Consider the following 25,844-nt stretch of genomic DNA (forward strand, 5'->3'; position numbering starts at 1 on the left):
CGCCCTAGAACATGCTCGGGACCAAAGTGGCTAGGTCCGTGGCCAATTGGGGAGCGAAGTCCGCGGCAACCTGAGTGCTGAAGTCGGTGAGCAGCTGAGTCAGTGCATCCGAACCCACTCCGGTGCCGAGGCTGGCCAACAGCGAGCTCAGGTCGGTCGTCAGCGCTGTCGGATCGAAGCCACCCAACACAGATGTCAGATCCGTGGCGACGCCGGTTGGATCGACCGATCCGGCCGCCGTCGACGCCGCGCCTTCGCCGAGCAGCGACGCCAGCGCGGACGGGTCACCGGGGAAGGTGAAGTCGGTTGCCAGAGTCTGCAGATCGGTCAGCAGCGTCGGGTCCTGATAACCCGAGAAACTCGTCTCGGCCAACTTCAGCAGGTCATCCCCGACCAGCATGTAGTTGTAGCCGCCGTACTCGCCGACGAGTTCCCCGGACGAGTTGGTGATTCCCGCAGCCGTCGGATCCGACAGGTAGGTCAGGTAATTCGGGTCGGTGAGAATGCCTTCGTTGGTGTAGAGCGCCGGTAGCTCGGGGTTGATGTTGGCCAGTGCTTGGTCAACCTGAGCGAGTTCGGTCGGGCTGAAGTTGTACGAGCCCGTCTGCAAAAGCGCTACCGCGTCGTTGATTTGCGGAATCGTCGCGTTGTTCTGGTCGGCGAAGTCGCCGACGTAGTTGGCCAGCGACGTGTTCGACGGATCCAGAGCGAGAACATCTTTCAGTAGATCCAATTGCGTTGTGCCGGCGGGAATATCGCACAGTGCCGGGCATGCCGGGCTTCCAGCGACGAATGGGTCGAAGGCGACAACCGCACCGGCGGTGAGGTTTTGCAGCGACTGTCCGATGTCGGTCAGGCTCGGAAGGTCGATGCCGGTGCCGTCAATGCCCCCGGTCGGGGCCTGGAACAGGCTGTTGTAGAAGTCCTCGAACGGCCCGAACAGGTTGAGCTGGAACGTATCTCCGGCCCACGGCATGTAGTCGCCGGCACCAGTGCCGTCGACACCGGTGGTGCCGTCGAAGCCCAGGGAGCCGGTCACGCCGGGAGCGTCGGGACCCACGTCGGGGCTGGGGTCGAGCAGACCCGGGTCGGTCGCCGGCGTGAACGTGAAGTTGCCGCTCGTGAGATCCGACAGCGGCACCTGCAGCCAGTTGGAGAACAACGAGAACGGCTCGCCGTTGGCGTCGGTGCCGTGCCCGCCGAGGGCTTCGAGGAAGCCAATGTCGCGGTCGAGTCCGGTGTTGCCGGTGATGATCTCGGGCGGCGTCATCGGCGCGCACGCTTCGGCGTCACATGACGAGCTGGTGGGAAGTTCGGCCGCGGCCAGCAGGCCAATTTGCTGGGCCAGCCCGGCGGTGCCGTTCGCGTCGGCGATCGGGTCGATCTCGGGTTGGTCGAGACCGGAAATCTGCGGGGCGAAGGGCAGCAACGTGTCGAGAATGCCCATGTAGTGACCGAGGTCGCCGGGGTCGGTGCCCCAGATATTGGTGGCGCTGGGCACCCACCAGTCGCCGCTGAAGAGCAGCGAGTTTCCGAGGACGTCGATGCCGGCGAACTCGTTGTACGGGATGTTGACGACGTCGTCGAAGAGGTTGATCGGGACGTCGGTGAAGTCGACCAGCTTGACCTGCATGTCGCGGACCGGGACCCGCACGGCTTTTGTTGTGGCCGGCGTGAGGACAACAGCGCTGGTGGCAGCGACCGCCGCAGCAGCCAAAACGCAGGCCCGCGAAGCAGTTTGCACGGCGCCCCCTTTCCCCGATCGGCATCGTGCTGGCTGAACCTACAGTCAAAGCACGTTGAGATTCCACCCAGGAAGGGCTGAGGCGCCGTAAAGCTTCCGTAGAAACGGTTGTGCGACACCTGATGGCTCCGCATCAGATGTGTTGCCCGGCTGCCACACTCGCATACAGCGGAAAAGCGGTCCCCCAGCGGAGGGCTGGGGGACCGCTTTTCAGCTAATGTGTCCCGCTCAGAAAGCGGACAGCACTGCTTGCGGCACGAGCTGCGCCAAGTCCGCGCTGAACTGTGCCGACAGTTCCGCGAGGATCGAACTGAGCGCGTCAGCGCCAGCGGTACTGCCGAGGCCGCCGAGGAGGCTGCTGAGATCCAGTGCGTACGACGACGGATCGATCGCGGAGGCGGATGTCGACGCCGCACCTTCACCGAACACCGAGGCGAGCGCGCCTGGGTCGCCGGGGAAGGTGAAGTTGGTGAACAGGATGTTGAGGTCCTGCGACAGCGTCGGGTCGACCGGGTTGCTTCCCGCCGCTTCCAGCACCTTCAAGAAGTCGGTGCCCTCGAGCCACGGGTTGTAGCCGCCGAACTCGCCGACCAGCTTGCCGTCCTCCAGGACGCTGGTGTCCGACGGGTCGAGAGCGTACGTCAGGTAGTTCGGGTCGGTGATGATTCCGGAGTTGACGTACAGCTCCGGCAGCTCGGGGTTGATCCGATCGAGCGCCCCGATGACCTCTTCCAGCTGTTCCGGGGTGAAGTTGTACGAACCGGTCTGCAGCAGCGCGATCGACGCGTTGATCTGGTCCTGCGTCGGCTCGTTGACCAACTGCGGGTTGATCGCGTAGTCGGTGACCCAGGTCTTGAGGACTTCGTTGCTCGGGTCGGCGTCGGAGATCGCCTTCACCAGGCTGGGGATTTGGTACGCATCCGGGATATCGCACTGCGCGGGGCAGGCGGGGCTGCCCGCGGTGAACGGGTCGAAGTCGATGATGGAGCCGGCCGCGAGGTTTTCGAAGGTGTGCATAATGCCGTCGAAGGACGGAATTTCGACCGGGTTCGACGCCGGGTCCTGGGTCAGGCTGTCGTAGAGCGTCTGGAACGGCTGCAGCAGATTCAGCTGGTAGTTGACGCCGTCCCACGGCATCACGTCCTGGCCATCGACCACGTGAGTACCGCCCTCGAACGGGTCGCCGCTGGCGCCCCAACCGAGAAGCTGAGCCCATTCGTCGTTGACCGGGCCACCGGGGTTGATGATGCCGGTGTCGTAAGTCGGCTCGCCCGTGGTCGGCGGGATGTCGTCGGGAGGCGCCTGGAACAGGTAGCCGTTGAACAGGTTCTGCAGCGGTACCTGGAAGAAGTTGGTGAACAGGCCGTTGGGGTCGCCGTTGGCGTCGGTGGCCTTGCCCATCAGCGCCGCGAGGAAGCCGAGGTCGCGGTCGTAGCCGGTGTTGCCGGTGATGACGTCCGGCGGAGTCATCGGGGCGCAGGACATCGCGTCACACGACGAGCTCACCGGGAGCTCGGCGGCCAGCAGGCCGGCGAACTCGTAGTTCAGGCCGGGCTCGTAGACGCCGTCGGAGTTGGTGAAGCCCTCGGTGAACGCCGAGAACGGGATGAAGTTGTCGATCAGCGCGATGTGGGTGGGGTCGCCCGGGTCGATGCCCCACAGGTTGGTCGAGCTGGGCACCCACCAGGTGCCGGTGAACAGGAAGGAGTTCGCGACGCTGGCCAAGCCGCCGCCCTCGAGCTCGTTGTACGGAATGCTCAGGATGTCGTTGAACAGGTTCGTCGGAATGTTCGCGACGTCGCCGGCGTCGACCAGCTTGGTCTCGATGCTGCGGACCGGCAGCGCCGCCTGCGATAACGTCGCCCCCTGGTGCATGTGCATCACGAGCGGCGCGGCGATCGCCGCCCCGGTGGCGGTCAGCGCAGCCGCGGCCAAGAGGTATGAACGCGAAGCAGCCAACATGGCTCCCCCTTCTCATGTTCGACTAGCTCAACAGCAACTGAACTTACACTAAGAGTTTCTAAGTTCGTGCAGAATACCGACAATTGACCCATTGGTGACTCCAATCACAGAATTAACACCTGCGTCCAATACTGAAAAGACGTCCAATAATTTGGACGAAACGGCTCCCCGCCGGAATTGGTCAAAACGGGCCAATATATGCAGGCGGGATCGCTAGCCCGTAAACGACGAGGCCCGTTGACCCGCCTGTTTTAATCAGGCGGATCAACGGGCCCTAGTCTGGGTCAGAACGCGGTCAGTGCTGACGTTGCCAGATCGGGTACAAAGGCCGCGGTGAGGTCTTCCACCAGGTGGGCGAACTCCGTCGACAGTGCCGCCGGATCGAATCCGCCGAACAATGCGCCCAGGTCCACATCTTCGAACGCCGCGGCCAGGTCGAATGCGGACGGATCGAAACCGAGCAGGGCGCTCGGGTCGAATGCCGACGGATCGAAAGCCTGTCCGAGGTCGGCCGCCTCGTCGCCGATGCCGAACACAGCCGATAGGTCCGTCAGCCACTGGGTGGGATCCAGCCCGCCGGCCACGTCGGTCGCCGCACCGGGCTCCGCCGCGGTCGAGGCGAGCGGGAAGAACAGGGTCCCCAACGTATTGACGTTGAGCAACTGTTCCCAGTTGGTCTCGTTCTCGCCCAGCGCGAGGAGGTCACTCCACAGCAGTCCGGGGTTGTAGCCGCCGTACTCACCCTCGAGGGGCACCGTGGGATCCAGCCCGCCGTTGTCGGGCAACAGGTACTGCAGATATTCGGGATCGGTCACGATGCCGGCATGGGTGAACATCGCGGGCAATCCCGGATTGATGCTGGTCAACGCGTCGTTGTAGTTGGCGAGCTGCTCGGGGGTCAAGTTGTACATGCCGGTCTGCAGCAGCGCGATCGCGTAGTTGATCTGCTCCTGCGTCGCGTTGTTGTTCGGGTACAGCGCGTCCTCGGCGAAACCGGCCAACCAGGCCTGGATCATCGGATTGGAGTCGTCGGGATCCAGGGCGTCCACCAGTTCATAGGTGGACCAGCCCTCGGGAAGTTCGCACACACCGGGGCATGCCGGGCTGCCCGGAGTGTAGGGGTTGAAGGCGACGATCAATGACGCGGCGATGGACTGCAGTGACTGGCCGAATTCGCCCAATGTGGGAATTTCGATTCCGGTTCCCGGAATGTCGCCATCGGTCGCCGGATCCTCCAGCAACGACTCCCAGTAGTTCTGGAACGGTTGGAAAAGGTTGAAGTAGAACGTGTGGCCATTCCACGGCATCGCGTCGTCCTCGCCGACCGTGCCGCCGAGGAAGGGGTTGTCGCTGCCGAAGAATCCGAACGCGGGGTCGTTGGTGGCCGGACCGCTCGGGTTGTAGGCGTCCTCGAAGGTGTAGCCGTCGATCAATCTCTGCAGCGGGACCTGGAACCAGTTCTGGAACAGACCGAAGTTCTCACCGTTGCCCTGGGCGGTCAGCGCGTTGATGTAGCCGATGAACCGGTCCCACTGGGTGCTGCCGGTGATGACGTCCGGCGGGGTCATCGGGTAGCAGGTCTCGGCGTCGCATGAGCCGTCGACCGGAAGCTGGGCGGCCAGGAAGCCGGCGAGCTGGTACTGCAGACCGCCGATGCCCTGGTTGAAGTCCGGGAACGGCGCGAACAGGTTCGTCAGCATCGCGACCTTGGTGGGGTCGCCGGTGTCGATGCCCCATAGGTTCGTCGAGCTGGGCACCCACCAGTTGCCACCGAGGAAGTTGGACCCCGCCAGCGAGTTGAGTGCCTGCACCTCGTTGTAGGGAATGTTGGCGAAGTCATACAGCAGGTTCAGCGGGACGTTGAGGATCGACGCGTCCACCAGCCGGGTCTCGATGCTCAGCGCCGGTAGCTGAATGGCCTTGTGCGCGACGGGTGTTACGGCGACGAGACTCGTCGCCGCCAATACCGCACCGGCCATGACATACGGACGCGCAGCAACCTGCATGGCGCGATCCCCCCTCCGAGTAAAGACAGCTGAATAGCTCCTGAATTCAAACTCAGAAAGCCTTAACTGTCTTTATCGACGGGACACCTCAGTAGAAGTTCATATCCATCTGGCCAAATTCATATTTAGAACTTCGTCGAATTACGACAATGAATTTGTCCGTCGTCGGGCCGTCGTGATAACGGCCCGGTCAGCGATTGAGCCAGGCGCGGTTGCCATAGGTGTCGAGGTGCACGACTCGCTCGACGGCCACCCGAGTGGTCGGGCCGTAGCGTCCGCGCGGCCAGCCGAGCGCCACCACGCAGCACGGGGTCACCGAGCGCGGCAGGCCGAGGATCTTGCGGGCCCGGGTCACCCCCCACAGCGGCAAGGTGATCAGTGAAGCGCCCAGACCCATGCCGCGCGCGGCGAGCAACAGGTTCTGCACGCTCGGGTAGATCGAACCCCAGTATCCCGACACGGCGGCATGCGGCATCAGCGAATACGGCGCTCGCCCTTCGCGGACGGTGAGCCGCAGGCACGCGACCACCAACACCGGGATCTCGGTGAAGTGATCGACCTGCCACTGCGCGGCACGAATGACTTTGGCCAGCGACGGGTCGTTGTCACCGGCACTGCCGAGCAACCCGCCGTAGGAGAACTTCCAGCCTTTGCGGTAGCGCCCGGCGAGCTTCTTGATGACGGCCCGGTCCTTGACGACGATGAATTCCCAGTTCTGCCCGTTGGCGCCGGTCGGGGCGCGCAGCGCCAACTCGATGCACTTCAGCACGACGGCGTCGTCGACCGGCTCGGCATACACGCGGCGCACCGCCCGCTGCGTGAGCATCGCCTCTTGCAGCGGCATGTTCAGCCCGGCCAGCGCGTCGGCGGTGGACGGCGCCACCCGGAAAGCGTCGGCGTAGGGATTCGTGTCAGTCATGGTCGTTCCGCTCCAACAAAGATCCGGGTGTTTCCCACTGCACACCGTCGAATCGTCCGAAATCGCTGTCATAGCTGACTATTCGTGCACGATGCTCGATGGCCAAAGCGGCCAAATGGGCATCGTTGACGAGATTCCCGCCCGCACCGACCTGCGACAGCAGCCCGGACAGCACGTCGCCGTGGCGCGGACTTGGCGACACGATGACCGACCCTGGCGCACTGCACCAGTCGAGCACCTGCGTCATTGCCGCCTCCGTGGTCAAAGGCGAAGGAAACAGTCCGTGGCGTGTCGTCAACCGCACGAACGCGAGCAGCGGCACCCAGGCCAGGCCGACGGTATCTCCGCCGGACAGCGCACCGTCGAGCCAGCGGCGGGAGGCCTCGTGGTGGTCTGCGGCGGTGTTGACCGCGTAAAGCAGGACGTTCGCGTCGACGATCCTCATGCGCCGCGGCGCTGTCGCCGGATGAGTTCCTCGTCTTCGAGTTCACCGGCCAGCTGGAGGGCCCGGTCGAGGTTGATCGACGGCACACCCAGGTCGGCCGTCTGTGTCTCGAAAACCACCTGAGCCGGCTGCCGTTGTGCGCCGCGCCGGATAGCGTCGTTGAGCGCCTGCTTGAACGACACGTTGTGCTCACGCATCAGCCTCTTGACGACGACGAGTGTGTCGTCATCGAGAGTCACGGTCGTGCGCACTTTGACAGCATAGCATCAACAGAATTGATGCCTTGCTGTCAACCGCATCTCAGGCGTGCTCGCTGACCCACCGGGCAGTGAAATCCTGGACGTCGGGTATGCCGTTCGCGAATTCACGCGCGATGAAGCTTTCCACCGTGCCGCCGACCAACGGGACCTTGAATTCCACCGTGCCGTTCAACGTCAGAAGCGAACCGTCCGCGGTCGGCGCGACCGAGGCCGCGGCCGAGCCCGAACCCGGTGCCCCCGACACCGCGACCGTGATCTCGCCATTGAGTTGACCGCCCGACGGTGTCCACGTTTCGCTGTGCCGGACCTTGATGTCACGCCGGTAGAACTTCGACACGATCCCGGGCAGCAGATCGCGGCCGAGGTCCTGGGTGGTGGTGACGCGCACGGTCCCGTCGTCGTCGACGACCAAAGACTCCAGCGTGGTGCCCCCACTCATGGTGCCCAGTCGGGCCAGCCAATAGCCCTCGGTGCTGAATGCGGCATGGACCTGGTCGACACTGGCGGGTGAGGCAACCGATACGTCAAAGGGACGCGCCATAACAGTCCTAGACCGGTTCCTGGCCCGGCAACGCCGAGCTCTTGGCCACGAGCCGATCCGCCAGACGTCCCGCGAAAATCCGGGTTTGCTCCAGCTGGTCGGGCTGCACGTTGGTGGGCGGAAGCTTGATGCCCAGCGACTTTTTCCGGTACTCCCCCGTGCCGAGGTAGCTGGTCAGCGCCAGCATCGAGCGGAGGTTGTCGCCGGGGTAGGTGAAGTGGATTTCGTCGACGTAGCGGCCGCCCTGCGCTTCGGCGAGCTCACGTACCCCTTCGAGGTTGGCCTGCCAGAACGTGCGGCAGACGACGAACACCGCGAAAGGCTTGCCGGACAACAGCTGTCGGGCCTCGTCGGATTTCAGGAACGAGCGCAGCGGCATGCTGACGTTGTCCCACCAGGTCGGCGATCCGATCAGGATCAAGTCGTAGTCGCCGTCGCGCACCGTGTCGGGGGTTTTGATCTGCCCGATCTCGTTGCGTTTCTGGGCCTGCAACACACTGAGCATGTCAGGCCAGACTCGACGCAGCGGGAAGCGGGAGAACTTCTCGGCATACTTCGGGTCGGTGAATTCGATCGATGCTTCGCTCACCTCACACCCGCGACTCCGGAAAACCTCCCCCGCGACGTTCAGCACTTTCTGCGCCTGACCGGTGTACGAGTAGTACAGCAGCAGGACCCGCGGCGGCCGTACGCCGCTCCCGTTGGTATCCGTCATGGCTTCTCCTTCTCCTGATCTCGCACAGTAGGGTTAAGCCCCGTGACCGACAAAGTGTCCATCGATCTCAGCGGGCCGTCGCAGACGATGCTGACCACCCTGTACTGCAAGGCGCTGGACGCCGACTGGGAACAGCCGATTCTCGGTGACGACTACGCCAAGGCGGCGGTGGCCCGAATCGACTACGACTGGGACGAACTCAAGGTCAACAACCGCTGGACGCCGCTGGTGACGGTGCGGACCGCGCAGTTCGACGTGTGGGCCGGCGAGTTTCTGGCCGCACACCCGGACGCCACCGTCATCCACGTCGGCTGCGGGCTCGACAGCCGGGTGTTCCGGCTCGATCCCGGCCCGGGCGTGCAGTGGTACGACGTCGATTTCCCGGCGGTTATCTCGTTGCGCGAGAAGATCTTTCCGAGCCGGCCCAACTATCATCTGGTACCCACCGCGGCAACGGACCCGTCGTGGCTCGACGCGATCCCGGCCGACCGTCCGACATTGCTGCTCGCCGAAGGCATCAGCATGTACCTGACCGAGGACGACGGCATCGCTCTGCTGCAGCACGTGATCGACCGGTTCAAGACCGGCGAGATCGCCATCGACTATTACAGCCGGCTCGTGGTCCGGTCGCAGAAAACGCATCGTCTGCAGCGGCAATCCGGTTCGACGCTGTATTGGGCAGTGAACAAGCCGTCTGACGTTCTGGGTCGCCTCGCCGGCGCCCGATTGGTCGATGCCGTCACGTTTTTCGACGCCAGCACGTTCGGCCGCGCCTCGGGGGTGTTCCGGCTGATGCGTCACCTCGTCCGCCCCCTGCCACCGCTGCGCCGAACCTTCCAGTACCACCGCTACGCCTACGGACCGGTCAGCTGACACTCGCGTGCTGCTCGGCGACCTCGACGAGCAGTGACCGGATGGCTTCGATCGACTTCTCCGGTTCCGGGCCGTGGGAGTGGTACTCCACGTTGAGCTGCTCGGCGTAGATCTGGGTGAAGTAGATCTCGATACCGGCGCTCACCTGGAAGTAGAGTTCGCCGTGCGTCGATGTCACCTCGACGCCGGGTGGTGTGCGGACTGGCGGTACCAAACCGTTGTCGGACAACAACACAACGTCGGGCATGCCTGGGGCGTTGCCGACGTACTGCGGGCTGAAGTGCAGGCGGGACTGCTGGATCACGCCCTCGTCCAGGTCGCTCTTGAACGTCGCGGCGATGTCGCGGGCGAGCTCGACCACCGTCGTCTTCTGGTTGATCTCGGCCAGATACGTACCCAGCCCGACCGGATTGGTGCACCCGGTCGCCGACACCGGCGGCGAGAGGAAGTAGCGCAGGTCGACGGTGTAGATGAACGGCACCGGTATGTTCAGTCTGCCGCGCACCTGCCATTCCCCGATCAGGATCGCGGCCGACAGCACGGAGTGCAGACCAATCTTCTCGGCGCGGCAGATCTCGACGATGGCGTGCGTCTGGGCTTCGCTGAGCCGGCAGGACACCATCGGAACCCGCACCGGCGACGCGGGTTTCGCGCCGGTGTCGCCGCGCCGTGACGGCGGCAGGTCGTAGGCGAACAGCGCCGGCATGAAGCGCTCGATACCCGAACGCGGACCTTTCTGGATACCGCGGTCGGCGAGCACGGTCTCGATCGACTCCGGGGCGGGCTGCGCGGTGACCGGAGCGGTCTTACCGTTGGTGACCAGATCGGTGTAGAACGACAGCAGTTCTTCGATCAGCCCATACATGTGGTGACCGTCGGCCAGGGCGTGGTGCACGTAGAGCGTGGGGTGTGACTGCCCGTCACGGATGAAGAGCCTCAGGTGTACCAGTGACTCAGCCTGGTCGAAATGTGGTGGCGGATTCACGGTTTGGGACGCATCGACCTCGATCACCTCGAGCCCGGCGTGCATCAGGTCGTCGGCGACCAGCTCGTGCCGGCCGTCGGTGCCGCGTTCGAGGCGCGCGGTGAGCACCGGGTGCGCCTCGAGCAGCAGGTCGAAAGCGTCCGTCAGGGCGTCGACGTCGATGGGACCTTCGAGGTGCGCGGACAGGCCCACGAAGTTGTGCGTCTCTGCGAGCATTTCTTCGCTGAGCGCCAGCTTACGAATGACCGACGAGGGAAACACGGGTGCCTTTCTAGCCTTGTCGAAACCTACGACAGGTCAACGAGTTCCATTTCATCGCTGCCGGCGTCCTCCTCGTCAGCCGCGAGTGCGTCGCGGATCAACTCCAGCAACTCCCGCGAGAACCCGTCGGCCAGCGACTGCACTGTGGTCCCGTCGATCCGCCTGCTGTCGTACCACCAGTCCAGGTGCAGCACTCCGGCGGTACGGAAGACACGCAACTCTATTCCGTGGCCGAGGCCCGGAATCGCCTCGCGCACCGGCAGTGCGGTGTCGGAGTCGAACCGAACCGCAACGTCCTCGCCCAGCGGCGGCAGGTCGGGAATCGTGCCGATGTAGGAGAAGAAGATATCGGCCGGAGGGGCGGCGCCGAGCTGCCGCGCCGTCGGCGCGTACAGGTAGCGCAGCAGACCGTAGCCGATTCCGTAGTGCGGGACGGCGGTCAGCGTGTCGTGCACGTCGCCGAGCAGCTGCTTGGCGCCGGCGTCCTTTGCGCACGGGAGCGCGATCGGATAGATCGTGTTGAACCAGCCCACGGTCCGTCGCAGGTCGACGTCGGGCTTGAGCACCGACCGGCCTTCCCCGCTGACGTCCACGTTGAGGGTCCCGTCACCGAATTGGTGAGCGATCGTCCGACCCAATGCCGCCAACAGCATTTCGTCGATCGGCACCCGCAGCCGCCTGCGCGCATCGTCGATCTCGGTCGTTTCCGCGACGGTCAGCGACCTCGCGCTGCGGGCCAGGTCCGGCAGACTGGGCGGACCCGAGGCGTGATCGCCCACCACCTTCAGCGTCGACGCCGACGCCGTCGTCAGCCAGTAGTCGCGGCTTTCCACTACCGCGGGATGGATGGCCAACGCCGCACAGCGCTGCGACCACTCCGTCCACGGCGTCGTGACCGGTTGCAGCGCAATCTCTTCGCCGGCCAGTTGCTGGCCGAACGCGGTGAAGATGTCGGTCAGCAGAATGTCGCGCGACGCGTTGTCGGCCACGATCGCCCGCACACTGATCGCAAGGTAGGACGAGCCGCCCGGCACACCTTTGACATACGTGGCAATCAGCGGGTTGGACGGGTCCTGTTGACGCACAACGTCTATCAACGTCGACAGCAACGCATCGCGTTCCTGAGGTGTGCCTGGTTTGATGTCTTCGGGCAGCGAACGGGTTGCCATATCGGCGAAGTCACCGGGATCGCTGATGACTTGCTCCCAGGTGCCCGCACGTTCGACAAGCCGCAACCGCAATGCTTCGTGGTGGTTGCGCAGCCCAGTCAGCACCGCGCAGATGTCCTCGACCTTCACGTCGGAGCGGAGCTGCAGGATCAGCGGCACTCGCCACTGCTCATGCTCGCGCACACCATGTTCGAGGAAATACGAGATGTTCGGCGGCACAGGCGGATGCACCACGTCGCCGGGCGATTGACGCGCCAGTCCGCCGGCCGTGTAGCGGGCCGTCAGCGCCCTGACCAACGCGGCGACCGTCTGATTCTCGTAGAGGTCCTGCGGGGTGAGGTCGAGGCCTTCGTTGGAGGCGGTCATCGCGACACTGATCGCGACCAGCGAATCACCGCCCAGCTCGAAGAAGTTCGCGTTGCGTTCGACGCTTGACAGACCGAGGCACTGGCTCCAGATGCGCTGCAAAGTCGCTTCCATCGGCGACTGGCCGCTCTTGGCGGCCGCCGACGCATCGGCGGCCTGCGGCGCTCCGCCAGCCCCGTTGGTGGCCGCCGCGTCGCCCGTCCAGACGTTGGTGCGGTGCTCGATCCAATGCCGTTGCCGCTCAAACGGATAACCCGGCAGCGTGACCAACTGCGCCGACTGTCCACCCCGCAACGGCGACCAATCCACCTCGACACCGGCCGACCAGAGCTGGCCGAGCGCAAGCAGGAACGCGTCGCGGTCGTCGCGGTTCTGCGCGTGATGGCGCATGAGCCGGACCGCGCTGTGTCCGGCCGACCAGCGGTGATGCCGACTCGCAGAGGAGGTCAGCGTGCCGCCCGGGCCCACCTCGACCAGGACGCGGTTAGGGTCCCCGAGCAACACGTCGACCTCGTCGGAGAACCGAACCGTGGCGCGCACCTGGCGGGCCCAGGTTTGCGGGTTGGTCGCCTCGCCGGCAGCCATCCAGGTGCCGGTTACGTTGGACAGCAAAGGAATTTGCGGTTCACGCAACGTCTGTCGGGACAGGAAGCCGGTGAACTCCGGAATCATCGAGTCCATCAACCGCGAGTGGAACGCGTGCGAGGTGCGGACCCGCCTGGCCACGATGCCTTTTTCGCTGAGGCGCTCGCTGAACTGGCGAATGCCCTCCTCGGAGCCGGCGACCACGCAGCCGCCCGGTTCGTTGATCGTGGCGATGTCGACGTCGCCGTTGAGGTACTCGGCGACCGCCTCGGGGCTCAATGCCACCGCGACCATCACGCCGCGCGGCGCGGCGTGCATCAGGCGGGCGCGCATCGAGACCACCTTGATGGCGGTCTCGATGTCGAAGACGCCGGCGATGGTGCCCGCGATGTATTCGCCGATGCTGTGACCGGCCAGCGCGGCCGGCTGCACGCCGTAGCTCTCGATCAGCTTGGCCAGCGCGTACTCGACAGTGAACAACGCCGGCTGGGTGCGGTCGGTGCGCTCCAGGTTGCGCGCGGTGCCCTCGAAGATCTCGGCACGCAGATCGACACCGAGTTCCTCGTTGAACCCGGCAGCACACTGGTCGAAGTGCTCGGCGAACAGGGGCTCGTGGTCGTAGAGCCCGCGCGCCATGCCGACGTGTTGCGCGCCCTGACCGGGGAACAGGAACGCGACCTTGTCGGAATGGTCGGCATTACTGGTGAATTCGCCGACGAAGACATTGTCGCTCTCGGGAGTCTCCAGCACGGTTCTCGCGTGCTGCTCGTCGTTGACGACGGCCGCCAGGCGGATCTTCTCTTTGCGACGACGGCCGAGAGTGTAGGCAACGTCGGCCAGGTTGACCGCGTCGTCGCCGGAGATCGCGGCGGCCAGCGACTTGCGCGACTGCTCCAGCGCGTCGGTGCTGCGTGCCGACATCAGCAGCACCTGCTTCGCCGGTAACGGCGACAAAGATGAAGCTGCGGTTACCCGCGGCGCTTCCTCGATCACCAGGTGGGCGTTGGTGCCACCGACACCGAAAGAGCTGACGCCCGCCCGCAGCACGCCGTCCCATTCCCACGGGCCGTATTCGCTGCGGACCTTGAAAGGTCCACGGTCGAGGTGCAATTCGGGGTTCGGGCTGGTGTAGTGCAGCGTGGCGGGAATGGCCCGGTGCTTGAGACACAGGATCGCCTTGATCAGGCTGGCGATCCCGGCGGCCGATTCCAGGTGGCCGATGTTGGACTTGACCGAGCCGACGTAGCACGGGCCGGAGCGTGGCAGCTCGGAGACCTCGAAAGCCTGTCGCAGGCCCTCGATTTCGATGGGATCGCCCAGCGGGGTGCCGGTGCCGTGGGTCTCGATGTAGCTGATTTCCGACGCGTCGACCTCGGCGATCGCGTGCGCCTCGGCGATGACGTCGGCCTGCCCGGCCGCGGTGGGCGCGGCGTAGGTCATCTTGGTCGAGCCGTCGTTGTTCAGCGCCGAACCGCGGATCACGGCGTGGATCCGGTCGCCGTCGTCGACGGCGTCCTGCAGCGCCTTGAGCACCACCACGCCCACGCCGCTGCCGAAAATCGTTCCGTCCGAACGCGCGTCGAACGGGCGGCAGTGACCGGTCGGCGACACCATCGAACCCGGGGCGTACCAGTAGCCGACGTGATGCGGAATGCGCAGCGACGCGCCGCCGGCCAGCGCCAGCTCGCACTCGCCGTTCAGGATGCTCTGGCAGGCCAGGTGAACCGCGACCAACGCCGACGAACAGGCCGTCTGCACCGACAGCGCGGGGCCGCGCAGGTTCAGCGCGTAGGCGACCTTGGTGGCCAGGTAGTCCTTGTCGTTCTGCATCGACAGCTCGACCATGTCGAACGTGATGCCTTGACCCATGACCACATTCGGGTCCCGGTTGGACATGATGTTGTGCAACAGGTAGCCACTGGTGGTGCTTGTCGCGTAGACGCCGACCGTGCCCTCGATCTCGGCCGGGTCGTAGCCCGCGTCCTCGATCGCATGGAACGCGGTCTGCAGGAACAGCCGGTGCTGCGGATCCGTCGAACGCGCAGCCTGCGGAGTGAAACCGAAGAAGTCGGCGTCGAATTCGTCGATACCGTCCATCAACGCGGCACGCCGCACGTATGCGGGGTTCGTGAGTGTCTTCTCGGGAATGCCCTCGGCCAGCAGGTCGTCTTCGGCCAGCGTGACGATCGACTCCTCGCCGCGGCGCAGGTTGTCCCAGAATGCCGACAGCGTGTTGGCGCCGGGCAAGCGGGCCGCCATGCCGACCACCGCGATCGCGTTGGGCGGCAATTCGCTGTTGCTGGTCACACTCGATCTCCTACCTTTCGCCGAGCCGCCGCTCGCTGCCGGGCTGCGGCGCGCTTGGCTGCTCGGTCCCGAACACCACCGCCGCTGTCGGCCTTGTCTGGCTCTTGCAGGCCCAGCTGGCGGATGAGGTCGGTGGTCAATGCGGTCAACGAGGCGCCCTGCAACAGCAGGGCCACCGGCGGTTCAACTCCGAAGTCGCCGCGAACAGTGTTGCGGATTCGCACCGCCATAAGCGAATCCATACCCAGCTCGGTCAACGGCTGGTCGGTGTCGAGGGTGCTTCCCTTGGGGTAGCCCATGATGGCCAGGATGCGGGTGGCCAGTCGACCGACGATCACCCGGTTGAGCTCGGCGGCGTCGAGCTCGCGGAGCGCATCCGGTCCCGCCCAGTCGTCGTCCTCGCTGTCGATGTCGAGTTCGGAGGCCAGCTTGGCGAAGTAGCCGAGCTGCTGGATCTCGGGGAACGCGGCGGCGGCCCGGTCCAGGCGCAGCCGCGCTACCCCGATGTTGACGGGCCGGCTGGCCAGGATGGCCTCGAGCGCTTCGATGCCCTCCGCCGGCGAGATCGGGTCCAGAGCACTGAACGTCAGGGTGCGGGCCACCCCGATGTCGGACCATTGGCCCCAGTTGATCGTGGTGGCCGGCAATCCCGACGCCCGTCGCCATTCGACCAGGCCGTCCAGCCAGGCGCTGGCGGCTGCGTAGGCGCCCTGGCCGGGCGCGCCCAGCAGCGACGACGTCGAGGAGAACCCGAGCCACCAGTCGAGGTCCTTTCCGACGGTCGCCGCGTGAAGTCGCAGCGCGCCGTTGGCTTTCGGCGCCCACACCCGCTCCAGGCTGTCCTGGCTGAGGCCGGCGACGATCTGGTCGTCGAGCACGACGGCGCTGTGCATCACCCCGCGCAGCGTCAGCCCGGTCTCCTCGGCCAAGCTGACCAACTTCTCAGCGACGCCCGGTGCGGCGATATCGCCGAGGAGGACGGCGATCTGAGCGTGCTGCCCGAGCTCGTCGACCACTGCCCGCGCCTCGTCGGACGGCTCGGAGCGGCCGTTGAGCACGACCCGTTTCGCTCCCCTGTCGACCAGCCAGCGGGCCATGGCCAGGCCGAGCCCGCGCAAACCGCCGGTGATGATGTAGGAGCCGTCGGCCCGGACTGCTGTCTCGCTCCTGGCATTAGCCAGCGTCGCGCGGGAAAGCCGCTTGGCGTAACGCTTTTCGTTACGCCACGCGATGATGTCGTCGCCGGACAGGCCCAATTCCACGCTCAGCGACGAGACCGCGTCACCCGGGAGGTCCACCAGCGTGGTGCGCAGGTCCGGGTGCTCGTAGGCCAGCACACGGATCAGGCCGGTCAGCGCGCTGACCGACGGGTCGCCGGCCTCGCCGTCGCCGACGGCCAGTCCGCCGCGAGACACCACCCACAGCCGTGGCGGCTTGCCGTGCCAACCGGTGAGGATCGTGCGGACCGTCGACGCGACCCGCCAGGTCAGGTCGCGGCCGCGACCCGCGGGGTCACCGGACTCCGAGCCGTCGAACGAGTATCGGCCCGCGAACACCACCACGCCGACCGGCGGCAGGTCCGCGTCTCCGGCGGCTTGCGAGAACGCTTCCAGCACAGCCGATTCCTGTGACAGGTCGGCGGTGAGCACCCTGCGGGCCGGGGCCGCGAACGCGGCGGCGAACTCTTCGGCGGCCTTCTGCGCCTCGGCGCCGTCGGTGAGCACCAGCCAGCTGCCGTCGGGCACTGAAGCCGCCGACGCGTCGACCGGGGTCTCGACCCACTCGGTGTCGAAGATCTTCTGCTCCAACGGCAACGGCACACTGCGGCGCTGCACGCGTTGCAAGTAGATGCCGCTGATCTCGGCGGTCGGGGCGCCCGTCTCGTCGGTGATCACGACGCGGCCGTTGATACCTGCACCGTCAGTGCTGATCAGTTCCGCACGGCAGCGGGCCCGACGGCCTACCTCGCCGAACACCCGGATCTTTTCGAACGACACGGGGAGGTAGGTCGCTTCGTCGGAGTCGGACAACGATTCGCTCGGCAGGGCGGCGGCCAGGCCCTGCAGCGCCGCGTCGAGCAGCACCGGGTGGATGCGGTAGCCGCGGTGTCCGGTCGCCTCGTCGGGCAGCACGATCTCGGTTTCCGACGTGCCGTTCGGACGGCGCACGATGCGGGTCAGCGCGGCGAACGCCGGCCCGTGGTGCAAGCCGGTGGCGCGCAGCGCGGAGTAGAGGTCGGCGGGTGAGAGCACCGTGCCTGGTTCTGACGACGCGGGCGGCACGGCCGACGGTTCCGGCTGTCCCCCTGTGTCCTTCTGTGTCACAGTGACTTTCGCGACGGCATGGCGGATCCATGCGCCGGTGGCCGAGCGCGAGTGGATCTCGACGCGAATGTCGTCGCCGTCCTTCTCGCCGCGGCTGAGTTGGGTGGTGAGTTGGGTCGACTCGGCCAGCGGCAACATCTGCTCGACCTCGACGCCGACCGACACCGACGTGGCCGGCAAGCCGAGCGCTTCGCTGGCGGCGGCCAGGGCGATTTCGCCGAAACCAGTGCCGGGCATGACCGGCTGGCCGTGCACCTTGTGGTCGAGCATGTAAGGCACCAGGTCGGTGCCGACGTCGGCGGTGAACACATGGTCGCGGCCCGACGGCAGCTCGACATGGGTGCCGAGCAGCGGGTGGGCGCTGGCCTGCTGCCTGTTGGTCGCGGTCGGCGCCGCCCAGTAACGGACGTGCTGCCAGGGCGTCGGCGGCAGATCGACCAATGTCTTTGCGCCATTGGCACTCTGGGCCGCAGCGACCGACGGCGGTCGGATGGTCGCGAGCTGGGTGTGGAACGTGAGCGTCTCGGGATTGTCGCGGGTCAGGGTCCCCGTGACCTGGACGCCGCCGCGCGGCTTGGCGGCCTCGAGCGTGCCGTTGATGGCATGGCTGAGCAGCGGGTGGGGGCTGACTTCGACGAAGGCGGAGTGGTTTTCGGCCGCCTTACCGACGGCTTGGCTGAAGCGCACCGGGTTACGCAGGTTGACCACCCAGTAGTCGGCGTCAAACTTCGCGTCACCATCCTGACCGACCGTGCTGATCAACGGAATCTTCGGCGTCATCGGCTTCAGGTCGGCCAGCGCGTCTTTCAGCTCGGCCAGGATCGGGTCGACGGTCGGATGATGCGACGCGACGTCGACCTCGACGCGACGGGCCAGCTTGCCCTGCCCGTCGACGATCGCGACCACGGCGTCGACCTGGTCGGGCGGGCCGGCGATCACGGTCTGCTGCGGCGCGGCGTACACCGCGACGGTGATGTCGGGGTGCTCCCCCACGAGCTTCTCGGCCTCGGCCGCGCCGAGCTCCAGCAGCGCCATCGCGCCCTGACCGGACAACCGTGACATCAGTTTCGACCGCGTCGCAATGACTTTCAGACCATCAGCCGGGCTCAGCGCACCGGAGACGACGGCCGCGGTCACCTCACCCATCGAATGCCCGATCACCGCATCGGGCTCCACACCGTAAGAACGCCACAACGCCGTCAACGCCAGCTGCATCCCCACCAGCACCGGCTGAATACGATCGATACCCACAACCGGCTCACCGGCCAGCAACACGTCCTTCAGCGAAAACCCAACCTGAGCAACGAAATCAGGCTCCAACTCGTCGACCGCCGACGCAAACGCCGGCTCGTCAGCCAACAACTGCCGACCCATCCCAGCCCACTGCGACCCCTGACCCGAATACAGGAACACCGTGCCCTTGCCCCGCGGAACATCATGCGCGGCAACGACTCCGGGGGTTGGCTTGCCGGCGGCCAGCGCCCGTAGCCCGGCCACGATTTCGTCGCGGTCGCGGCCGGACACCGTGGCGATCTTGTTGTGACGGCTGCGGTACAGGTTCACGGTGTGCGCGATGTCGGCCAGCGGCACCTCGGCACCCGAACCCGACATCCACTCCGCGAGCGCCGCCGCCCAGCCCGCGATGCGCTGTTCGGTCTTACCGGAGACGGTCAGTGTGGTCACCGGCGACGGAGTCGCCGCGACAGGCGTGGGGTCCGGGCCCTGCTCGATCACCACGTGTGCGTTGGTACCGCCGATACCGAACGACGAGATCGCAGCGCGGCGCGGACCCTCCCCGGCCGGCCAGGGGCGGAGCTCGGTGGGTACGAACATCCGGGTCGACTTGTGGTCGATGGCCGGATTCCATTGCGAGAAGTTGAGGTTCGGCGGGATCTGCGCGTGCTGCACCGACAGCGCGGCCTTGATGAAGCCGGCGATACCGGCCGCGGCTTCCAGGTGACCGAAGTTCGACTTCACCGCCCCTAGGGCGCAGTCGCCGTCACCCTTGCCGTATTGGTCGGCCAGCGCCTCGAATTCGATCGGGTCGCCCAGACCGGTGCCGGTGCCGTGTGCCTCGATGTAGTTGACCGAGCGGGCCTGCACGTCGCCGCTGCGCAGCGCGGCCCGGATGACGTCTTGCTGGGCAATGGTGTTCGGCGCGGTCAGCCCGTTCGACCGGCCGTCCTGGTTGACCGCGGAGCCACGCACGACGGCGAGCACCCGGTCGCCGTCGCGGACGGCGTCGGTGAGCCGCTTTAGCACCACCACACCACAGCCCTCGCCGCGGACGAACCCGTCGGCGCGCGAGTCGAACGAATAGCACCGGCCGTTCGGCGACAGCATGCCCCACTTGGCCATCGCGATCTGGGTCTCCGGGCGCAGGATCAGGCTCACCCCGCCGGCCAGCGCCAGGTCGCTTTCCCGCAACCGCAGGCTCTGACAGGCGAGGTGGATGGTCACCAGCGACGACGAGCATGCGGAGTCGATGGCGACCGCCGGGCCACGCAGTCCCAGCAGGTAGGCGATCCGCCCGACGGCGACCGCGTGCGCGTTGCCGGTCGCGGAGTAGGCATCGATCGCGTCCGGGTTGGCCGCCGAAATCGTCTGGTACTCACCGTAATACACGCCCATCAAGACGGCGGCGCGCACTCCGGACAGGTCCTCGGTGGCAATCCCGGCGTGCTCGAGCGCTTCGTAGGCCACCTCCAGCATCAACCGCTGCTGGGGGTCCATCGCCTCGGCCTCGCGCGGGGAGATCCCGAAGTAGTCGGCGTCGAAGCCGGCGACGTCGGACAGGAAGCCACCCCACTTGGACTGCATGCGGCCGGGCGCGAATTGGTCGGCGTCGTAGAACTCGTCGGCGTCCCATCGGTCGGCCGGGATCTCGCTGATCCCGTCACCGCCTCCTGCCAGGAAGTTCCAGTAGCCGTCGGGGCCGTTCGCGTCGCCGGGGAAACGACACCCGATGCCGACCACCGCGATCGGCTCAGCGGCGACCACCCGCGACGAACTGTCGAACTTCTGGGTGATCGCGTCCCGCTGTTCGCCGGACATCGCCGAGACTCTGTCGTAAATGGTCGCCATTAGAAGATTCTTCCCATCAAAGAAGACCGCCGTCACTGCTCGCCGAAGCCGATTCGACGCTGTCGAACAGGTCATCCAGCACACCGCGCTCCGGCTCGGTCGCTGGACCGCCGGAATCTTCCTCCGGCACCTCGACGGGCGCAAGCAGACCGGCCACGTAGGTGGCCAGCGATGCGATCGTCGGGTGGTTGAACAACATGTTCGCCGAGACGTCCAGCCCGACCAATTTCTTGGTCTCCTTGAGCACCGTCATGGCCATCATCGAGTCCAGTCCCAGCTCGGGGAACGGCGCGTCCAGCTTGATCGACGACGGCGACATCCGCAGTTCACGGCCCAGGATGGCCTGCAAGCGGGTCTGCAGCTCGGCCAGCCGCTCCTCGGTCGACAGCGTGGACCAGTCCGGAGCCGCGGCCACCGCAGATCCCGCCTCCTCGACGGTGACCCGGTGGTCGGCGCTCGGACCGCCGAACTCGGCAGCGATCTTCTCGAAGTACGCGAGTTCGCCGAATTCCGGAGTGGCGGCTAGCACCCGGTCCAGCCTCAGCCGTCCGACGCCCACCCGGTTGAACGGGCCGCCGACCAGGGCCTGCAACGCCTCGATTCCCTCGTCCGGGGTGATCGGGTCGAGCACGCTGTAGGTCAGCTTGCTGCTCATACCGACCGCCGACCACTGTCCCCAGTTGATCGCGGTGGCGGGTCTGCCGGCTGCGCGGCGCCAGGTCATCAGCGCGTCGAGCCACGCGTTACCGGTCGCGTAGGCCAGCTGTCCGGGCAGGCCGAGCATGGTGGCCATCGACGAGAAGCCGACCCACCAATCCATCTCCTTGTCGGCCGTTGCCGCGTTGAGCCGCAGGGCGCCGGCGACCTTGGGTGTCCAGACCCGTTGCAGGCCTTCCCTGGTGAGGGCACTGACCAGGCCGTCGCCGGTGATGCCGGCGCCGTGCACGAGACCGCGCAACGATTTCCCGGTTTCCTCGGCCGCGGCCACCAGCCGCTCCGCGACGCCTGGGGTGGCAATGTCGCCCGCCACGAACACCACCTCGGTGCCCAGGCTGTCCAGGTAGGAGCGCTGCTCGTCCGACGGCTCGCTGCGCCCGTTGAGCACGATGCGGCCCGCACCGTTGTCCACCAGCCAGCGGGTGACGACTGTGCCCAGGCCGCCCAGGCCACCGGTGATGATGTAGGAGCCGTCCGGTCGGACCACCGCATCATGCCGCTCACCGTCCAGCGAGACCCGCACCATCCGTTCGACGTAGCGGCCGTCCTCGCGCAGCGCGATGACGTCGTCGCCGGTAGAGGCGGCCAGCTCGCCGGTCAGCTTGGCCACGACATCCGCGCTGCCGACGTCGAGCAGGGTGGCGCCGAGGTCGGGTTCGCCAGCCAGCACCCGGGCCGCTTCGCCCGGGAACCGCCAGTTGCGGATGAGTCCCTTGAGCGCACCGACGGCCGGGTCCCCCGGCTCGTCGTCGTGTACCGACAGGCCGTCGCGGGTGACCAGCCACAGTCGCGGTGAGGTCCCCTGCCAGGCGTCGACGGCCGAGTGCGCCGCGGCGGAGATGTCCGTCACCAGGTCCTGGGCCCGCTGCAGCGCGGCGTCGGTATCGACACCATCGAACGACCGCTTGGCCAACAGAACCACGATGCCGACCGGCTTCGAGTCGGCGGTCTTGGCGAACGCCTCGGCCACCGCGGACCCGTCGGCCAGCGCGGCGCTGACCGCACGACGGGTCGACGAGGTGAGGGTATCGGTGAGCTCGGCCGCCAGAGCAGTTGTCTCAGGGTCGGTTTCGGCCAGCACCACCCAGCTACCGTCGGCCACCGCGCCGTCGCCGGCCGTCGGGCTTTGGACCCAGCTCGCGTCGAAGACCTTCTGCTGCAACGACAGTGGCACGCTAGCCAAGTCGACCGGCTTGAACTCGACGCCGATCAGCTCCGCAAGCACGGCCCCGACATCGTCGGCGAGGACAACCCGGCCACGCTCGCCGGCCACCTCGGTGTGCACGCGGATGCTGCCCCGGACCGGGGCGAAGACACGGATCGTCTCGACGGAAACCGCTTGATAGGACGCGGCATCCGCCGTAATTGCGGCCGCCAAGTGCTGCAGGGCCGCTTCGAGTAGCACCGGGTGTATCCGGTATTCAGGGCTGTCGGCGACCTCGCCGGGCAGCGCGATCTCGATCCCCTGGCCGGGCACCGGGCCGGCTGGCGCGCCCTGCTCGGTGATGTCGGCCACCGCGTACCGGGTCCAGCTTCCAGTGCCCGAACGGGCTTGGATTTCAATGCGATTCACGTCGGGGCCGACCGAGAGCTGGGTGGTGACTCGGGTTTGGGCATCGAGGACCAGCGGTCGCTCGATGGCGAGCCTGCTGATCGCGGAGGCACCCAGCGCCTGGGTGGCGGCGGCCAACGCCATCTCGGCGAAACCGGCCGCCGAGACCGCGGGCTGACCCCCGATGGTGTGGTCGGCCAGCCAGGGCAGCGCGTCGACACCGATATCGGTCTGCCAGATGTGCTCGTTGCCCGACGGCAGTTCGACATGCACGCCCAGCAGCGGGTGGACGCCGGCGAGCCGCTGGGCTGCGGGCTTGCTGTCGACCCAGTAGCTGGCATGCAGCCAGGGCGACGCTGGAATCGCGATTCGGCGCCGCCCGGTCTGGTCGCCGGTGACCCCGAGTGTCGCGAGTTGCTCGTGCACGGACAGTGTTTCGTCGTCGCCGCGCTTCATCGCGGCGGTGACGGCGAACTGGTCGCGAGAGCCCACCGAGGCCAGCGTTTCGCCGATGCCGTGGGTGAGCAGCGGGTGCGGGCTGATCTCGACGAACGTGGCGTGAGTCTGGGCGGCCTTGGCGACGGCTTGGCTGAAGCGCACCGGGTTGCGCAGGTTGACCACCCAGTAGTCCGCGTCGAAACTCGGAACTTCGGCGCTTTCCCCGACCGTGCTGATCAACGGAATCTTCGGCGTCATCGGCTTCAGGTCGGCCAGCGCGTCTTTCAGCTCAGCCAGGATCGGGTCGACGGTCGGATGATGCGACGCGACGTCGACCTCGACGCGACGCGCCAGCAGCCCCTGCGCGTCGACCGCGGCGATCGCGGCGTCGATCTGCTCCGGCGGGCCCGCGATCACCGTCTGCTGCGGCGCGGCATACACCGCCACCGTCACATCCGGATACTGGCCGGCAAGTTTCTCGGCCTCGTCGGCGCCTAGCTCGACCAGTGCCATCGCGCCCTGACCGGACAACCGCAACATCAACTTCGACCGCGTCGCAATGACTTTCAAACCATCAGCCGGGCTCAGCGCACCGGACACGACGGCCGCGGTCACCTCACCCATCGAATGCCCGATCACCGCATCGGGCTCCACCCCGTAAGAACGCCACAACGCCGTCAACGCCAGCTGCATCCCCACCAGCACCGGCTGAATACGGTCAATACCGACCACCGGCTCACCGGCCAGCAACACGTCCTTCAGCGAAAAACCAACCTGAGCAACGAAATCAGGCTCCAACTCGTCGACCGCCGCCGCAAACGCCGGCTCGTCAGCCAACAACTGCCGACCCATCCCGGCCCACTGCGACCCCTGACCCGAATACAGGAACACCGTGCCAGAACCGTGCGGCTTCTCGGTCGGTTCGACGACTCCGGTCGCGGGTTCGCCCGCCGCGAGCGCCCGTAAGCCGGCAACGGCATGCTCGCGGTCACGCGCCACGACGGCGCCGAAGCTGCGGTACCTGCCGCGGTAGTTGTTGACGGTGTTCGCCACGTCGGCCAGCGGCACGTCGGCGCCCGCAGCGGACAGCCAGTCGGCCAGCATCTCCGCGATCGGCGCGATCCGCGCCGGCGTCTTGCCGGAGACGACGATGGTGCTGACCGCCGGCTCCGGTTGCGGCGCAACGGGTTCGGGCAGGGGCGCCTGCTCGATCACGATGTGTGCGTTGGTGCCGCTGACACCGAACGACGACACACCCGCGCGCCGCGGCCGGTCCACCTCCGGCCACGGCATTCCGTCGGCGGCGATGGTGAACTTCGACGCGCCGGCGCCGGCGTTCGGGGTCAACGCGGTGAAGTGCAGGTGCGGCGGGATGTACGCGTGATTCATGCTGAGCACGGCCTTGATGAACCCGGCGATGCCAGCCGAGTTCTCCAAGTGGCCCAGGTTGGTCTTGACCGATCCCAGGACCAACGGCGCCGAGTCGGCGCGGTTACCGAAAACCGCACTGAGCGCGTCGAGTTCGATCGGATCGCCGAGCGCGGTGCCGGTGCCGTGCGCCTCGATGTAGTCGATCTCCGAAGGCTCCAACCGCGCCGAAGCCAGCGCCGCCCGCAGCACCGCCTGCTGCGCCGGGCCGCTGGGCACCGTCTGCCCGCTGCTCGGACCGTCCTGATTTACGGCGGAGCCGCGCACCAGCGCGAGCACGTTATCCCCGTCGCGCTCGGCGTCGCTGAGTCGCTTGAGCACCACCACGCCGCATCCCTCGCTGCGCACGTAGCCGTCGGCGGAGGCGTCGAAAGTCTTGCACTGGCCGTCCGGTGCCAGCATTCCCCAGCGCGAGCAGGCGATGCTGTTCTCCGGGGACAAGATCAGGTTAGTGCCGGCCGCCAGCGCGTAATCCGTCTCACGGCGGCGCAGGCTCTGACAGGCCAGGTGGATGGCGACCAGCGAGGACGAGCACGCGGTGTCGAGCACCACGGCCGGGCCATGCGTCCCAAGGAAGTAGGACAGCCGGCCGGCGGCGAAGTTCGACGCACTGCCGAACACCAGATAGGGGTCGAAGTCTTCCGGTCGCACTCCGCCTGCGGTGGACAGCCAGTAGTAGTCGCTGGTGGTCAGCCCGACATAGATACCGGTTTGGCTGTTGCGCACCGCTTTCGGTGTCACGCCGGCGTCTTCCAAGGCCTCCCAAGCGACTTCGAGCAGCAGCCGCTGCTGGGGGTCCATCCCGATGGCCTCGCGCGGCGAGATGCCAAAGAACTCCGCGTCGAATTGGTCGGGCTGCCACGAGGTGAGAAAGCCGCCCTCCCGGTTGGCAATCGTGCCGGGCCGGGTGTGGTCGTCGGAGTAGTAGGCGTCGGCGTCCCAGCGGTCCTCGGGAACCCGGACGACACCGCTGCGGCCGTCGTGCAGCAACTGCCAGTACTCGTCGGGGTTGTTGACGCCGCCGGGAAGCCGGCAGGCCATGCCCACCACAGCAATCGGTTCGAGGTCGGCCTTTTCGGCGATCTCCAGCCGTGCCGTCAGGTCATCGATCTTGCGAAGAGCCTCGGTGATGATCGCCCGACGATCTGGCGGTGCAGTCATCG

At 66.6% G+C, this 25,844-nt stretch carries 13 protein-coding genes; 1 reads left to right on the forward strand and 12 read right to left on the reverse strand.

The annotated features are described in order from the left end of the window. Window positions 1-4: 4 nt before the first annotated feature. The 8 genes from MKK62_RS01610 to MKK62_RS01645 all read right to left on the reverse strand — a co-directional run bounded on the left by MKK62_RS01610 (window position 5) and on the right by MKK62_RS01645 (window position 8,592). The gene (locus MKK62_RS01610) at window positions 5-1,744 is read right to left on the reverse strand and encodes a hypothetical protein (RefSeq protein ID WP_240262711.1); all 1,740 of its coding nucleotides are present in this window, start codon (window positions 1,742-1,744) and stop codon (window positions 5-7) included. Between the two features lie 228 nt (window positions 1,745-1,972). After that, on the reverse strand, window positions 1,973-3,706 hold the full coding sequence (locus tag MKK62_RS01615; protein ID WP_240262710.1) for a hypothetical protein: 1,734 nt from the start codon (window positions 3,704-3,706) through the stop codon (window positions 1,973-1,975). A gap of 284 nt (window positions 3,707-3,990) precedes the next feature. Continuing rightward, window positions 3,991-5,712, reverse strand: a complete 1,722-nt coding sequence (locus MKK62_RS01620; protein WP_240262709.1) for a hypothetical protein — start codon at window positions 5,710-5,712, stop codon at window positions 3,991-3,993. Between the two features lie 190 nt (window positions 5,713-5,902). Then, window positions 5,903-6,631 carry a nitroreductase family protein gene (locus MKK62_RS01625; RefSeq protein WP_240262708.1) on the reverse strand — a complete coding sequence of 243 codons (729 nt, stop codon included), beginning with the start codon at window positions 6,629-6,631 and terminating at the stop codon, window positions 5,903-5,905. Further along, a complete protein-coding gene (locus MKK62_RS01630; RefSeq protein WP_240262707.1) occupies window positions 6,624-7,076 on the reverse strand; it encodes a type II toxin-antitoxin system VapC family toxin in 453 nt (150 codons plus the stop codon). The genes MKK62_RS01625 and MKK62_RS01630 overlap by 8 nt, the downstream gene beginning before the upstream one ends. After that, on the reverse strand, window positions 7,073-7,327 hold the full coding sequence (locus MKK62_RS01635) for an antitoxin (RefSeq protein ID WP_240262706.1): 255 nt from the start codon (window positions 7,325-7,327) through the stop codon (window positions 7,073-7,075). Before MKK62_RS01635 ends, MKK62_RS01630 begins: the two co-directional genes overlap by 4 nt. A gap of 49 nt (window positions 7,328-7,376) precedes the next feature. After that, on the reverse strand, window positions 7,377-7,877 hold the full coding sequence (locus MKK62_RS01640; protein WP_240262705.1) for a DUF2505 domain-containing protein: 501 nt from the start codon (window positions 7,875-7,877) through the stop codon (window positions 7,377-7,379). A gap of 7 nt (window positions 7,878-7,884) precedes the next feature. Continuing rightward, window positions 7,885-8,592, reverse strand: coding sequence for a flavodoxin family protein (locus MKK62_RS01645; protein WP_240262704.1), 708 nt, complete (start codon window positions 8,590-8,592; stop codon window positions 7,885-7,887). A gap of 42 nt (window positions 8,593-8,634) precedes the next feature. Between MKK62_RS01645 and MKK62_RS01650 the strand changes: the two genes are divergently transcribed. Further along, window positions 8,635-9,465 (forward strand): class I SAM-dependent methyltransferase, encoded by an 831-nt coding sequence (locus MKK62_RS01650; RefSeq protein WP_240262703.1) that lies wholly within the window; start codon window positions 8,635-8,637, stop codon window positions 9,463-9,465. Here the strand turns inward: MKK62_RS01650 and MKK62_RS01655 are convergent. Genes MKK62_RS01655 through MKK62_RS01670 form a run of 4 tightly spaced genes read right to left on the reverse strand, consistent with a single transcriptional unit; the run spans window position 9,458 to window position 25,842 of the window. After that, entirely contained in the window at window positions 9,458-10,711 is a 1,254-nt protein-coding gene (locus MKK62_RS01655) for a phthiocerol/phthiodiolone dimycocerosyl transferase family protein (protein ID WP_240262702.1), read from the reverse strand. The two genes, MKK62_RS01650 and MKK62_RS01655, sit on opposite strands and share 8 nt — an antisense overlap. A gap of 26 nt (window positions 10,712-10,737) precedes the next feature. Continuing rightward, window positions 10,738-15,090 carry a type I polyketide synthase gene (locus MKK62_RS01660; protein ID WP_240263877.1) on the reverse strand — a complete coding sequence of 1,451 codons (4,353 nt, stop codon included), beginning with the start codon at window positions 15,088-15,090 and terminating at the stop codon, window positions 10,738-10,740. 44 nt (window positions 15,091-15,134) lie between these two features. Further along, window positions 15,135-20,546 (reverse strand): type I polyketide synthase, encoded by a 5,412-nt coding sequence (locus tag MKK62_RS01665; protein WP_240262701.1) that lies wholly within the window; start codon window positions 20,544-20,546, stop codon window positions 15,135-15,137. Window positions 20,547-20,562: 16 nt separating this feature from the next. Further along, on the reverse strand, window positions 20,563-25,842 hold the full coding sequence (locus tag MKK62_RS01670) for a type I polyketide synthase (protein ID WP_240262700.1): 5,280 nt from the start codon (window positions 25,840-25,842) through the stop codon (window positions 20,563-20,565). Window positions 25,843-25,844 lie beyond the last annotated feature (2 nt).

It is taken from the genome of Mycobacterium paraterrae, from assembly GCF_022430545.2.
Lineage (GTDB): Bacteria > Actinomycetota > Actinomycetes > Mycobacteriales > Mycobacteriaceae > Mycobacterium > Mycobacterium paraterrae.